12 protein-coding genes are annotated in these 14139 nt (G+C 50.0%); 2 read left to right on the top strand and 10 right to left on the bottom strand.

The genetic code is table 11. The features are described 5' to 3' along the window. Window positions 1-3: 3 nt before the first annotated feature. The 3 genes from nspC to AC6R10_RS12145 form a co-directional block, all read right to left on the bottom strand. Window positions 4-1137 (bottom strand): carboxynorspermidine decarboxylase, encoded by a 1134-nt coding sequence (nspC, locus tag AC6R10_RS12155; protein ID WP_500638257.1) that lies wholly within the window; start codon window positions 1135-1137, stop codon window positions 4-6. A 130-nt stretch (window positions 1138-1267) separates the two neighbouring features. Continuing rightward, window positions 1268-2512, bottom strand: coding sequence for a carboxynorspermidine synthase (locus tag AC6R10_RS12150; protein WP_500627653.1), 1245 nt, complete (start codon window positions 2510-2512; stop codon window positions 1268-1270). Between the two features lie 13 nt (window positions 2513-2525). Further along, on the bottom strand, window positions 2526-5414 hold the full coding sequence (locus tag AC6R10_RS12145) for a pyridoxal phosphate-dependent class III aminotransferase (protein ID WP_500672371.1): 2889 nt from the start codon (window positions 5412-5414) through the stop codon (window positions 2526-2528). Window positions 5415-6278: 864 nt separating this feature from the next. Between AC6R10_RS12145 and AC6R10_RS12140 the strand changes: the two genes are divergently transcribed. Together AC6R10_RS12140 and AC6R10_RS12135 are read left to right on the top strand one after the other, a co-directional pair. Then, entirely contained in the window at window positions 6279-7550 is a 1272-nt protein-coding gene (locus AC6R10_RS12140) for a TolC family outer membrane protein (RefSeq protein ID WP_500631177.1), read from the top strand. Between the two features lies 1 nt (window position 7551). Continuing rightward, complete coding sequence (locus AC6R10_RS12135) at window positions 7552-8169, top strand: OmpA family protein (protein WP_500672370.1); 618 nt, start codon at window positions 7552-7554, stop codon at window positions 8167-8169. A 122-nt stretch (window positions 8170-8291) separates the two neighbouring features. Here the strand turns inward: AC6R10_RS12135 and mnhG are convergent, their stop codons facing one another. From mnhG to AC6R10_RS12100, 7 genes are read right to left on the bottom strand one after another with little or no spacing between them, the layout of a single operon-like run. Then, window positions 8292-8735, bottom strand: coding sequence for a monovalent cation/H(+) antiporter subunit G (mnhG, locus tag AC6R10_RS12130; protein ID WP_500628167.1), 444 nt, complete (start codon window positions 8733-8735; stop codon window positions 8292-8294). Then, complete coding sequence (locus AC6R10_RS12125; RefSeq protein ID WP_334552313.1) at window positions 8725-8997, bottom strand: MrpF/PhaF family protein; 273 nt, start codon at window positions 8995-8997, stop codon at window positions 8725-8727. Before AC6R10_RS12125 ends, mnhG begins: the two co-directional genes overlap by 11 nt. 7 nt (window positions 8998-9004) lie before the next feature. After that, complete coding sequence (locus tag AC6R10_RS12120) at window positions 9005-9478, bottom strand: Na+/H+ antiporter subunit E (protein ID WP_334552314.1); 474 nt, start codon at window positions 9476-9478, stop codon at window positions 9005-9007. A 1-nt stretch (window position 9479) separates the two neighbouring features. Further along, window positions 9480-10973, bottom strand: coding sequence for a Na+/H+ antiporter subunit D (locus AC6R10_RS12115; protein WP_334552315.1), 1494 nt, complete (start codon window positions 10971-10973; stop codon window positions 9480-9482). Continuing rightward, entirely contained in the window at window positions 10970-11323 is a 354-nt protein-coding gene (locus AC6R10_RS12110) for a Na+/H+ antiporter subunit C (RefSeq protein WP_334552316.1), read from the bottom strand. Before AC6R10_RS12110 ends, AC6R10_RS12115 begins: the two co-directional genes overlap by 4 nt. Beyond that, window positions 11324-11761, bottom strand: coding sequence for a Na+/H+ antiporter subunit B (locus tag AC6R10_RS12105; protein WP_500627648.1), 438 nt, complete (start codon window positions 11759-11761; stop codon window positions 11324-11326). Continuing rightward, window positions 11761-14046 (bottom strand): putative monovalent cation/H+ antiporter subunit A, encoded by a 2286-nt coding sequence (locus tag AC6R10_RS12100; RefSeq protein ID WP_500672369.1) that lies wholly within the window; start codon window positions 14044-14046, stop codon window positions 11761-11763. The genes AC6R10_RS12105 and AC6R10_RS12100 overlap by 1 nt, the downstream gene beginning before the upstream one ends. Between the last annotated feature and the right edge of the window lie 93 nt (window positions 14047-14139).

Raw genomic sequence — 14139 nt, 5'->3', positions numbered from 1 at the left:
TGTTTAACGGACACTCCATTGCGAGAGAGAGCGTTTGAAATCCGAGTAATCAAACTCGTTCAGCTTCTGTACCTCACCAGACGAGCGCTCGCAGTACACGGATGGCATGCGCAGGCCGTTGAACCAGTTCAGTTTCACCATGGTGTAGCCCGCGCTGTCAAGAATATGAAGGCGCTGACCAATCTCAAGCGGCTGGTCAAAGTTTGCAACACAGAATTGATCCCCAGCAAGACACGAACATGATCCGATCACATATTCATGCTCACCACCATCAGACGCTTCTAGAATCGAGGCAGGCTCGTTGTAAATAAGCGTATCTAAGCGGTGCGCTTCGGTCGCCGAATCAACAATCGCTGTTTTTTTGCCGTTCTCAACGATATCGACGACGGTGACCACTAAATCGGTGGTCTTAGTGATGATGGCTTCCCCCGGCTCAAGATACATTTGCACGCCATGCTTGTCGGCAAAAGCTTTGAGTGCTAGACCCAGCTTTTCAATATCATAACCTGGCCAGGTGAAGAAGACGCCGCCGCCCATGCTCACCCAGTCGAGTTTATCTAGGTAGTCACCAAACTGATGCGAGATAGAATCGAGCAAGCCAATAAACGCATCGACGTCCTTGTTTTCACAGTTCATGTGGAACATCACGCCATCGATGCCATCAAACACCTCTGCATTGACATGGTCCGCTTGCACGCCCAAACGAGAGAACTGACGCGCTGGGTTAGCCAGATCTTGACCTGCGTAGCTGACACCTGGGTTGAGACGCAAACCAATCGACGCCTTGCCCTCAACGATATGACGGTACGCAGCAAGTTGCGATTGCGAGTTGAAAATCATCTTGTCGCAGATGTCCGCGACTTCACGCACATCCTCTTCACTGTAACCCACGCTGTAGGCGTGCGTCTCGCCGCCAAACGTTTCGTAGCCGAGTTTCACTTCAAATGGGCCAGAGCTGGTGGTGCCATCAAGATAGGGCTTGATGATGTCAAACACGCCCCAGGTTGAAAAACATTTCAGCGCCAACACTAGCTTAACACCCGAAATCTCTTTGAGCTGCTTGGCTTTCTCTAGGTTTTCAATCAACTTGTCTTCGTTGATCATAAAGTACGGAGTTTTCAATTCGTTGTGCATCACGAGTTCCTGCTTAAGAGTTCTACTGTGCTGTACCACCATAGAACCCTAAATGACAAAAAACAGCCATTGAACACGACCAATGGCTGCTTTGATGAGCATCGCTGGGTGTGGACTCACACCCGATACTCGATTATTTGAGTTTATGGATCACGGGTTGGCCAGGCTCGAGTTCCTGAACATGCCAATCTAGACCAATCTCAGGCATGGTCTCTAGGAACGGATCTGGGTCGAGCTGTTCCATGTTGAACACGCCTTTATCCGCCCATTTACCACGGAAGAACTGAAGCGCAGCTGTAATAGCTGGCACACCTGTCGTGTAAGAGATCGCTTGATGCTCCACATCTTGATAGGCGACTTCGTGGTCCGCATTGTTGTAGATGAACACGCTACGCTCTGCGCCATCTTTCTTACCTTGCACCCAAGTACCGATACAGGTTAAACCTGTGTAGCCTGGCGCCAATGAGGTCGGGTCAGGAAGTAACGCTTTCAATACGTGCAGTGGCTGAACCACAGTGCCGTCATGCAACGTCAGCGGATCTGGGCTCAGTAGGCCAATATCACGCATCACGTTGAAGTAGTTAAGGTAACGATCACCAAAGCCCATCCAGAATTCAATGCGTTTTGCAGGGATGAACTCTTTCATTGAGCGCACTTCATCGTGCGCCATAGAGTACACCTTGTGAGCACCACAATTAGGGAAATCAAACTCAAGCATACGAGAGTGACAAGGTACTTGCTTCCACTCACCGTCTTCCCAGTAGAAAGAATCGCCTTGGATTTCAAGCATGTTGGTCTCTGGATCAAAGTTAGTCGCAAACTTCTTACCATGATCACCCGCGTTGACATCCATCACGTCAATCGTGTCGATTTCATCGAACAAGTGTTTCACCGCATACGCGGCAAATACCGATACCACGCCTGGATCGAAACCAGCACCAAGAATGCCTGTGATGCCTGCTTCTTCAAACTTCTCACGGTAGCCCCACTGCCAATCGTACGCTTCAGGCACTTGCTGACCTTCTGAGCACAAATCAACCGCTACCGAGGTATCTAGGTATGACACTTTTGCTTGGTAACACGCTTCCATGATCGCCATGTTGACCCAAGGAGGACCCGCGTTGATCACAAGATCAGGCTGAACCTCTTTGATTAAGGCAACCAGTGCCTCCACGTCGTCCGCATTCACTGCGCGCGCTTCTAGTTTCTTAGTTGAATCTTTCAGATTATTTTTCTTCTGAATCGATTCGATGATCTTCTCGCACTTACCTAAAGTACGTGATGCGATAGTGATATCACCGAGGACGTCGTTGTTCTGAGCCGCTTTGTGCGCGACTACCCAGCCAACACCGCCGGCACCAATCTGTAGAATTGCCATGGTCTTTGTTACCTTATTTTACTAGTTCAACCGCAAGTTGGTTGATGTCGTTTAATAGTTTCTCAAAATCTTTCAATGAAAGCGTTGGGTTCAAAATCGTAAACTTGAGAGCTGATTTGCCCGCAATGACGGTTTCGCCCAATACCGCAATACCGCGTACCAGCGCTTCAATACGCACTTTCTGGTTAAGTTTATCCAAGTTCGCTTCGTCACCCAGCGTGCTGCGGAATAGCACCGTCGATAGTGCAGGTCTGGCTAACAGTTCAAAACCAGGTGCCGCCTCAACCATATCCGCCACTTGCTGAGTTTGCTCTAACAGGTGATCGTACATCTCACCGAGCGCCTTTGGTCCGACACTTTGCATTGTCATAAAGACTTTCAGTGCATCGAAACGCTTGGTGGTCGCGATAGACTTGTCGACTAGGTTTGGCAACTCATCGTGCTCACGGTTCAAATAGTCCGCGTGGTGAAGCAAGAACGCAAAGTTTGCTTTGTCGTTCACTAGCAAAGCGCCGCAGCTAATGGTTTGGAAAAACAGCTTGTGGAAGTCCACGCTGATGGAGCTTGCGCGCTCAACACCTTTGAGACGACCTTTTGAGCCACTGAGAATCAGTGCGCCACCGTATGCACCATCGACGTGCATCCAGAGTTCATGCTGTTCGGCAACCTCGGCGATACGCTCAAGATCATCAATCGCGCCATGATCCGTGGTCCCTGCAGTTCCGACAATCGCAAATGGAATCAAGCCTTGCGCTTTCGCATCTGCAACCACTTGTTCAAGCAGTTCTGCTTTCATTGTGCCGTCAATATTCGCTGGTACAGGTAATACCGCTTTCTCACCTAGGCCCATCCAAGAAGCGGATTTTTGCACGGTGAAGTGCGCATTGGCCGAACAGACGATTCGCAATTTGTCGGCGTAATCTGGCAAACCCAATTTTTGGATAGAGTGGCCAGAAAGCTTGTTGGCGATCCAATCACGCGCCAGCATAAGACCCATTTGGTTGCTCTGCGTGCCGCCGCTGGTCATGATGCCGTCGGCGTCTTGGCTCATGTCGTATTTGTCGCACAGCCAGTTAATCACTTTTTGCTCAACGTAAGTTGCAGAAGACGCTTGGTCCCATGAATCCATTGACTGGTTGAGTGCACCAATCATCGCCTCTGCCGCCACAGATGGCATCAAAGGGGGTGTATGCAAGTGGGCAATACAGCTTGGGTGCTGAGTAAAAATAGCATTTTTCGCCACCAAATCGGTCGTGCTCTCAATCACATCTTTCAAGCTGGTTTCAGAGGCATCAAGGTTGACCGCGTTGATTTGCGCTTCAAGCAATTTAGGGTCCATACCTGAGTATGGTTTTTCCACTTGCTCAAACATCGCTTTCATCACACGCGTAGTGTGAGACATCACCGCCGCGAACTCATCCGCACCCTGCTCACCGGTGTGAATAAAATGCTTGTTCCACTTTTGGTTGTCCGCAGGTGCTTCAACGTAATCCGCGCCCGCAGCAATCATCGCCGCTTCAAGTGTGCGTAGCGCAAAATCAATTTGTTCAAACGAAATAATCAGCGGTGGTAGGAAACGGATAACCGAACCGTCACGGCCACCCTTTTCAACCATCAAGCCGCGCTCTAGTGCCGCACGTTGAATGCGCAACGTCATCGCGCCATCAGAGGCTGGCTCACCAAACTTGTTCTTCTCGCCGTTGGTTTTCTTGATTTCAACGCCTAGCATCAAGCCTTTACCACGAACTTCTGCTACACAGTTGACACGCTTTTGGATATTTTCTAAACCAAGGCGTAGGTATTGACCGGCGATGTTAGCGTGCTCCACTAAGTTGTCACGCTGAATGATTTCAAGTGCTTTGGCACCAGAGACCATTGCCAACTGGTTGCCACGGAAGGTGCCCGTGTGCTCGCCCGGTTTCCAAGTATCGTGCTGCTTGTTGATGACCAACAGCGACATCGGCATACCGCCACCAATCGCTTTCGATAGACAGAGCACGTCTGGCACAATACCCGCTTCTTCAAACGCAAAGTTGTAACCTGTTTTCGCTACACCACATTGGATTTCATCAAAAATCAGTAGGATGCCGTGCTCATCACAGATACGGCGCAGAGCTTGAAGCCAGAATGCAGGTGCAGGGATCACACCGCCTTCACCTTGAACTGGCTCTACAATAATCGCTGCCGGCTTCATGATACCCGCTTCATCGTCGTTAAGTAGACGCTCAATGTAACGAATGCTGGCTTTCGCGCCTTCATCGCCACCCAACCCAAATGGGCAGCGTAGGCTGTATGGGAATGGCATAAAGTGCACATCAGACATCAGGCCAGTACGACGCGCTTTAGTGCCTAGGTTGCCCATCATGCCCATGGTGCCGTTTGTCATACCGTGGTACGCACCACGGAAAGCGAACATGGTGTTACGACCGGTGGTCTGCTTCGCCAATTTGATCGCGGCTTCTACAGCGTCCGCACCTGATGGGCCACAAAATTGAATCACACAATTGTCGCCTAATTGCTCAGGTAAGAATTCCTTCACCGTCTTGATAAAGTGAGTCTTCGCTTGGGTGGCGATGTCCAATGTTTGATACGGCAATCCACTGTCGAGTTGATCTTTCAGTGCTTGGTTGATCTCTGGGTGGTTGTAACCCAAAGCCAATGTACCCGCACCGGCCAGACAGTCGAGGAATAACTGACCGCGTGTATCTTCAACTAAAGCACCGTACGCTTGTTTAATCGCGATCGGTAGACGTCGAGGGTAAGAGCGAACTTCAGATTCGTGCTGCTGCTGATCAAGCAAAATTTGATCAGGCGTGAGATCATACAGACCATCCACAACAGGGATCTGAGTTGAAAAAGGGGTTGCGATAGCGTTGGTATCGACTTCAAAAGCTGTGCTCATGATAAGTTCCATTGAAACAATTTTCGGCCTTTTCCGAGATAAAATGGGAGAGGAAAAGGAACAGCAAACGGCCCGGTGTCGATAACAAATCGCAACCAAGCATAAACAGACCATCACATGGGATGGATTCGACGTTTAGTAGAAAATCAAGGTTCAGTGATGCAACTGTCTTGTAAAACAGGGCACTCAGGAAGAACTAAGCTGATCAATGTGTGTTTGTTTAGTGGATTCAATGTTGGGTTTCCCATTCATATGTCGCTATACGACAACAGTATCCCGTCTATCGATAAAAGGACTTATCGATACCTACCCTACGTGGTGTTCACTCAGCCCGAATGACCTCACGCGTGTCCCCCAGAGCGTCACTGCGACTGCCCTCCGAGATTGCGCGCGAAAGTATCATAATTTGCCGGAAATTGGCAACTCATTTTCGCACTATCGAAATAAATTATTAATTAATCTATCAAAACAAAAGCGTTAATAGACCACGTCAATCAACATGATTTCATGTTAATAGGCTGAATCAAAAAAACCGGGAGGTATAAGAGTCATTGCGTGTATTGGCGGATACGCAAATCATAGGAAAATGAACGACAAAAAACTCGCTGTAAAATTGCGTCCCACCCCAAACTCAATCAGTAAAAACCATCTCTAACATCTCAAAAATGAGACAGTACCTGTAAATGAGTACTACATTCGGTCATTTTTTGAATTTGCCCCTCTCACTTTGTCATTAGAAAGGCTAAGCTAGTAACAACTATAACGAAATACAAACACCTTATGTGACAGCGTCTTATCTGTAACGAGATGTATAGGGAGATCACCTTGAACTGGAAGTTATCATGCGTCGCCGCGAGCACACTGATGTTGAGCCTCGCAGCACAGTCACAAACGTTAGAACAAGCGGTGGCTTATACCATTGCCACTAATCCGGATCTAAAATCGAGCTACAATGAGTTCCGCAGTGCCGTGAAATCTAGCGATGCGGCAGTCGGTGCATACTTGCCGAGTATCGATTTAGATGCGGGGATCGGGTATGAGGGCATTAGCCCAGCGCCTGGGCAAGGGGATGATACTGACCTCACCCGAAAGGAAGCGACCGTAAGCTTAACGCAGTTACTATGGGACGGTAACGCAACATTAAACGATATCGACCGCACCGCGGCGGATGCGGAGTCTTTGAGGTTACAACTTTTGTCGCAGGCTTCAGACCTTGCACTTCAAGTCACCGAGATTTACCTAGATGCCGTTAAAGCCTACGAGGTATTGCAGCTTTCAGAGAGTAACCTCAAGGTCCATAAAGACATCTACAAAGACATCAAACGTCGCGCCGACTCTGGCGTTGGTTCGACCGCCGACGTTACTCAGGTTGAAGCGCGTATCGCCAAAGCGCATGGTAACTTGCTAGCGGCGCAAAATAACCTCTTTGATACCCATACTCAGTTTCAGCGTGTGGTAGGTCAAGCGCCGCTTGGACTCATCTACCCGCGTGCTGACGAATCACGCATTCCTCTTACTCTGGAAGAGGCACTTGATCAGGCCATTGCCTCTCACCCTGTGATTCAAACCTCACACGCGGATGTCGATGCTGCACGTTTCCAATACAAGCAGTCCAAAGGCAACTTCTACCCCACCTTCTCTATAGAGGCGAGTCAAACTTGGCGAGATGACGCTGGCGGCGATGAAGGGCGTAGTGACGAAACCCTCGCTATGCTTCGCATGCGCTACAACCTCTATAACGGTGGTAGCGACAGTGACCTGTCGGAACGAGCGGCTTATCAACTTAACAAGGCCAAAGATTTACGCGACAACGCGTATCGTCAAGTAGAGGAAGGTTTGCGCCTTTCCTGGAGTGCGCTTGATTTGACCTTGCAACAAAAGCAGTTTCTCTCTGACCATGTCGATTCTGCCTCAGAAACAGTGATTGCCTACGAGAAACAGTATCGTATCGGCCAACGTACCCTACTCGACTTACTCAACACCGAAAACGAACTGTTTGAGGCACGCAAAGATTACCTCGACGCCCACTACGCTGAGCAGTACGCCAAGTATCGAGTGATGAATGCGACCGGTAACTTGCTCGACGCCCTATTAGTGGATACGCCAAAAGAGTGGCAAGAGAAGATGGAGTATTAAGATGAACAAATTGATGCTATTCCCGTTTTCTCTGCTCAGTGTAGCGCTTGCCTTTACCGCACAAGCCGAAGACGATCAGTATGACTATATTGACACTCCCACAGCAGAGCAACCATTTGATCTCACCGATGACGACAGTGATGGTGTAGTGAACGCACGTGACTTCTGCCCCGGCACACCTAGAGGTGCCTTGATTGACAATGATGGCTGTGGCCAAGCCCTCGCGAAACGCGAAGAGTCTCAGCTGTTTATCTTATTTGCAAACAATTCGGCCGAAGTCGATTGGCAATATTCAACCCAAATTGAAGCGATGGCAGAGTTTCTTGCCCAATATCCAGAGACATCAATACAACTGCAAGGCTACGCCAGTAAAACCGGCAGCGCGGAACGCAATTTAGAACTGTCTAAGCTACGAGCAAATGCCGTTGAGCAAGAGTTACTCTATTACGGTGTGGAGCCTGAACGGATTGCCATTGTTGGTTTCGGAGACAGCGCAGCCGAAGAAAGCGCGGGTGACGCGACTACTGAAGCCTTAGATCGCAAGGTGTCCGCCACCGTGGTCGGCATGAGCCGAGAAGTGGTCAAAGAGTGGACGATATTTACAACCATTCCTAAGTAGCCCTGTTCCAAGTGGCTGTTTAAGGATTGAGACGATAAACCTCTCTGATAGCAAAACCGCCCTCACTGCCAGCAGTGGGGGCGGTTTTCTTTACAGTATGACTACACTCGACGTCAAAGCAGTCACGATGCCGAAGGCTCGTCTTTGACTCCCGGCGTTTCCACCGCAGCAGGCATCTCGACAGCGCTGGGGGTTGCTTCGGTACAGTTTTGACTAGACAGCTGGTGCGTATCCATATCGTACTGCTCTTTGATGGCATCTTTTACCGTGCCTTCCCAAACAGGGACACCGACGAAGTAACTGGTCCGCGCCACCACATGCGCCGCAATCGGTGCCGTCACCATGATGAACACGACAACCGCTGCTGCGCGAACGACGATGGCGGCGTCGCTCCAAAAAACAATCGCAAAGGCGATCACCAGTAGACCCACCCCTAACGCACCTGCTTTAGTGGTCGCATGCATACGAGTCAGCAAGTCAGGCATGCGGTTTAAGCCAATGCTGGCAAGGAGCATCAAGAAAGAGCCCAGCAGTGCAAATAGCGCAACAAAAAACTCAGTCATCATCTTGAATTCCCCTTTTCTCCAAAAAGCTCGAGAACCCTACAGCCGCAAGAAACGACGTCAACGCCAGTACGATAGCCACATCAATAAACGCTGGCTCTTGGTATGCCAGTCCATACAGCACGACCAAACCGACGGTAAGTGAGGCCATTAGCTCAAGCGCAACCACTCGGTCGGGTAGCGACGGTCCTTTCAACAAACGGACCGAAGAGATCAGCAGCGCAAGAATTAGCATGGCAAAACAGAGGGTATATACAGTATCCATCGTCGCCTTACTCCATAATTTCCAGCACCATGGCTTCAAGCTTTTTCAGCTCTGCCACATGCTGTTGTTCATCTTCAAAATACATCAGGTGGACAAACAGCACTTTTTTGTCGGTGGACACATCCAGTGCTAATGAACCTGGTGTAACGGTAATTAAGTTCGAAAATAGCGTGATTCCGGCATCGCTTTTAATGTCGAGTGGGACGGCAATCACCGCAGGCTTCATCAAATGCGTCGGCGTCAGTACATCGTATGCCACTCGAGCGTTCGATTTAATCAAATCCCAGATAAAGAACAGCGCGAACTTAACAAACTTAGGAAACTTACCGAAGTAACGTTTGAACGCAGGCTGATCGCGCAGCACGTAAGCCAACACCACATAGCTCAGCAGCATGCCGCCAAAGAGATTTGAGATGGTGTAGGTGCCCGATAAGATCACCCACGCCAACGCCAATAACATATTCCAACCAAAGGCTTTCATCTTATTGACCTCCTAACACAGCATCGATGTATTGCGCAGGATCCAGTAGCTGATCCGCGGTCATGCTTGCGAGATTGACAAACCATTCTGCGTTGATACCAATCGTAACGGTAATGATAGCCATCAAGATGATCGGTAGGTAAAGGAAGAATCGCTCTGAATCTGACATCGCTGGCAACACTTCTGCATCCTCTGGCAGCTTCTTCCAGAACGCTTCCGCCCAAATTTTCACCATCGAATAGAGCGTCAGTAGCCCCACGGCGAGCGAAGCAATCACCCCTATCCATGCTTGAGCATCAATACCCGCCTTGATCACGACAAACTTAGCGAAGAAGCCTGACAACGGTGGAATACCCGCCAGAGACATGGCTGGAATAGCAAACAAAATCGCAAGGAACGGCGCGGATTTATACAAACCACCTAACCGACCCAGATCGTAACTGCCGTGCATACGATGCATCACACCACCGATAAGGAACAGATTGGTTTTCACCACGATGTGGTGGAAGAGATAAAATACCCCCCCTAAAATCGCCAATGGTGTGAAGAGCGCCAAACCTAAAATCATGTAGCCAATCTGGCTCACGATATGGAAAGACAAGATACGACGCACTTCAAACTGCGCCGCCGCTCCCAGCACGCCCGTCACCATGGTGAAAATACCCATCCACATCAACAAAGTACCGTGAGTAAAGGCGATATCACCGACAAAGATTAGGCTAAACACGCGATACAGTGCGTAGACGCCCACTTTAGTCAACAGGCCTGCAAACACCGCAGAAATGGCGACCGGTGGTGTATGGTAGGAGGCTGGCAGCCAGAAAAACATCGGAAATGCCGCCGCTTTAATACCAAACGCCACCAAGAAAAGTAGTGAAATTACTGTCACCACTTGTGGGCTGTCTGTGGTCGCCAATTTTTGCCCCAGATCCGCCATATTCAAGGTACCTGCATAGGCGTAAAGCAGACCAATCGCACTGAGGAACAATGCAGAAGAGAGCAAGTTAAGCGTCACATATTTTAGCGCGCCCTCCATTTGACTGCGTTCGCCGCCCAAAATCAGCAAGCCAAACGACGCCACCAGCATGATTTCAAACCAAACGTAGAGGTTGAAAATATCACCGGTTAGGAAAGAGCCAATAACACCGGCTAACATCAGATGCAGTAGCGGGTAGAAGCCGAACTTTTCGTGCTCCTCACTCATGGTAGCCAAGGCATAAATGGAGATACAAAACGCCACGACCGCTGACACTGTGACCATAATCACCGCCAACAGATCCGCCACCATTGAAATACCATAAGGCGGCTGCCAGTCTCCCAAGGTGACTACTTGGATCCCATCGTTATAGACGGTGTAGAACAAGGTGACCGCGGCAATCAGCAACGCAAAATTAGAGAATACACTGATCCAGCGTTGCAGCGTTTGATGTTTCCACAGCGTCATCGACAACGCCGCGGCAAACATAGGGATCAGTACGGGCAATAGAAGCATCATAATTGTGAATCTGTACTCTTCATTTCGTTCATGTCATCTTGACCGATCACGCTGTACGCGCGCTTAATCAGCACCACGGCAAAGGCTAATACGCCAAAGCTGATGACGATAGCAGTCAGAATAAGGGCTTGGGGCAGCGGGTCAGCAATCGCGCCCACCGGAGCCGTCATACCCTCAGCGATCAGTGGTGGCGCACCGCGAACCAGGCCGCCACCAGTAAAGATCAGCAAGTTGGTCGCATTCGACAGAATGATGAGGCCAATGACCAACTTCACCACACTGCGGCGCAACATCATGTACAGAGCAGCGGCGTAGAGCGCACCGATCACCAAAGCAAATAATGTGGTCATTTAATCCTCCAACTGTGCCAGTGAGAAAAGCAGTGTCGTCACCATGCCGACAACGACAAAGTAGACACCCACATCAAACATCAGCGGCGTGCTCAGTTTCAGTTCACCCAATCCCGGCACATTGACGTACCACCACTGCGCGGTCAAAAACGTGCTGCCAGATTTAATCACACCGACAAAACCGCTGAGCGTTGAGATAATCAATCCTCCACCCATCAGGTAGGTGCTGTCGATACCAATCAACTTGCGCGTCTCTTTGGCATCAAACGCGAACAAGTGCAATGCAAAAGCCGCTGACGCCACCAAGCCCGCGATAAAACCGCCGCCCGGCTCATCATGACCACGCACCAACAAAAACACAGAAAACAGCAGCAACATCGGCAGCAGAAAGCGTGCGATGACCTGCAAAATCATAGAAGTACTTGTCTTGTTCATCATCAGTCCCTCTTCGAACGCAGCATCGCAGTCACACCAATCGCCGCCAACGACAAGACGAAAATCTCACCTAGCGTATCCAGTGCACGGTAGTCGACCAAAATCACGTTGACGATATTGCGCCCTTTCGCGATCGGCACACTGTTTTCAATCAAGTAACCGCTAATACCGCCTGGCATCGAGAAATGCACTACTGTCATCAATAGCGTCGCCATCATTGCACCAAACAACAGGGCGACGGTGGTGTCACGCCAACGCACATCCGCGCTTGAGAGCGTTTGGAACTTAGGCAGTTTGAACAAAACCAACACCAACATGATGACCGTCAGAGTTTCAATCAGCACCTGCGTGATGGCCAAATCAGGCGCGCTAAAGAAGACGTAAATCAGCGCCATGGCAAAACCGAGTGCGCCAAGGGCCGCCACCGAGCTCAAACGTACTTTGGTCAAGCAAGCAAACGTAATCACCGCGATGATCAGAATCGATAGGCCGATCTCTTTGAGCGTCACGTCAGAGAAATCCAAATCCCAGTGGAAACCAACGCGGGTAACCATGGCGTACGCCACCAAACCGATCGTCGTGAGGAAAATGGTCAAAATGTAGTTCGACATATAACCATTTTGCAGTTTGGCGGTACTCCATTTGGCGAATTTCACCATGTTGTCCATAAAGACAAAGTAACCCGCTTCCGGTCCGTAGTTCAGTAATGGTTTGGCTTTAATTGCACGTTTGCCGAGTTTATCCCACTGCTTAAACAGGAGGTAACCGACCACCATAGCCGTAATACTCAGCATCAGCGGAAGATTGAGACCATGCCACAGCGCGAGATCCACCTTACTCGCAGGATTACCTAGAATCGCCGTCGCTGCAGATACAACAAGCGGCGAAGCCAATGAAGGAATCAAGCCAAGAACCAGACCTAACACCGAAAGCACCGTAAAGCCAAGACGCATTCCAAGCGGCGCTTCGTGCGCCTCTTTTGGCGTGGCTTTCTTCTCACCCCAGAAGGGTTTGATCACTAATAGCCCTGCACAAGCGACAATAAAGATGGAGGTCAACAGCGCCATAAGCGCAAGCAACGCTGCCCAAGGGCTGGACAACACGCCTTCGAGCATCATCTCTTTACCGATGAACCCAAACAGAGGTGGAACGCCTGCTAAAGCCAGTGCGGCGAGTGACATGAACGCCGCGGTGTACGGCATCGCTTTACGTAGCCCGCCTAACTCACGCACATCTTTGGTGCCCGTTTCGTGATCTATGGTACCCGCTGCCATGAAGAGTGCACCTTTGTAGAGGGCGTGGCCAAGTAAGAACACCACCGCCGCCACCAGCGCCGCTTCCGTGCCGATACCAATCAGCATGGTCAAGGTACCCAGTGCCATCACGGTTGAATAGGCCAGAATACGCTTCAGATCCGTGCTGGTCACCGCCATTGCCGCGCCCAAGAGCATAGTGGTGGCGCCAACAAACGTCAGTAGCCAGGTCCATAGCTCATGCCCCGCCATCGTCGGTTGCAAACGTGCCATCAAGTAGACACCGGCTTTGACCATGGTCGCAGAGTGCAGGTAAGAACTAACGGGCGTTGGCGCTGCCATCGCATTAGGTAGCCAAAAGTGGAATGGGAACTGGGCCGATTTAGTAAAGGTGCCGCCCAAAATCGCCAACATCATCACGCTAAACAGCGCGTGCGTTTGCAGCTGCGTACCTTGCGAAAGAATCTCGTTGATCTGATAAGTGCCCGCAAGGCTGCCAAGCAGAATAATACCAGCCAATAGCGCCAAGCCGCCGCCGACGGTGACAAACAGACCTTGCAGCGCAGATTTACGCGACGACTCTTTTTCGTGGTAGTAACCGATCAGCATGTAAGAGGTAATACTGGTCAGCTCCCAAAAGACAAACATCGCCATCAGGTTGTTGGATAACACCACGCCCAACATCGCGCCCATGAACGCCATCAAATAGGTCAGCAGTTTGCGTTGATCCGGTTTGTTGGCCAGATAACTGCCCGCATAGATAACGACAAAAAAACCGATCCCAGAGATCAGCAGCGCAAAGAGTAAACTCAGGCCATCTAACCAGAAATCGAGACTGATACCCAACGAAGGGACCCAGTCATAACGAATCAGAAGTGGGCCTTGCTCTGTTATCTGAGTCCAAAAGGTTGAGAAATAGACAAACAAACCTGCGGGCAAAAGTGCCAACAGTTTGCTGGTCTGCTCACCAAATTGGCGAAACAGCCAAGGAACAAACGCTGCCAGGAAAAAACCGGACAGGACTGCATACAGCATCGAAAAAAGCCTCCAAGCTATAAAGCGTTAGCGAAACTAGAACATGAGTGAAACTCACACGTTAGTGAAACATTAGTTGATCTAGCTCACTTT

This window comes from Vibrio sp. R12-SG2-ISO1 (assembly GCF_059834045.1).
This window is presented reverse-complemented; position numbering and strand designations above follow the sequence as displayed.

Coding starts and splice junctions, on each gene's coding strand:
- AC6R10_RS12110 (WP_334552316.1), bottom strand. CDS start 11,323: ATGACCACATTATTTGCTTTGGTGATCGGTGCGCTCTACGCCGCTGCT.
- AC6R10_RS12115 (WP_334552315.1), bottom strand. CDS start 10,973: ATGATGCTTCTATTGCCCGTACTGATCCCTATGTTTGCCGCGGCGTTG.
- AC6R10_RS12135 (WP_500672370.1), top strand. CDS start 7,552: ATGAACAAATTGATGCTATTCCCGTTTTCTCTGCTCAGTGTAGCGCTT.
- mnhG (WP_500628167.1), bottom strand. CDS start 8,735: ATGATGACTGAGTTTTTTGTTGCGCTATTTGCACTGCTGGGCTCTTTC.
- AC6R10_RS12120 (WP_334552314.1), bottom strand. CDS start 9,478: ATGAAAGCCTTTGGTTGGAATATGTTATTGGCGTTGGCGTGGGTGATC.
- AC6R10_RS12100 (WP_500672369.1), bottom strand. CDS start 14,046: ATGCTGTATGCAGTCCTGTCCGGTTTTTTCCTGGCAGCGTTTGTTCCT.
- AC6R10_RS12145 (WP_500672371.1), bottom strand. CDS start 5,414: ATGAGCACAGCTTTTGAAGTCGATACCAACGCTATCGCAACCCCTTTT.
- AC6R10_RS12105 (WP_500627648.1), bottom strand. CDS start 11,761: ATGATGAACAAGACAAGTACTTCTATGATTTTGCAGGTCATCGCACGC.
- AC6R10_RS12125 (WP_334552313.1), bottom strand. CDS start 8,997: ATGGATACTGTATATACCCTCTGTTTTGCCATGCTAATTCTTGCGCTG.
- AC6R10_RS12150 (WP_500627653.1), bottom strand. CDS start 2,512: ATGGCAATTCTACAGATTGGTGCCGGCGGTGTTGGCTGGGTAGTCGCG.
- AC6R10_RS12140 (WP_500631177.1), top strand. CDS start 6,279: ATGTTGAGCCTCGCAGCACAGTCACAAACGTTAGAACAAGCGGTGGCT.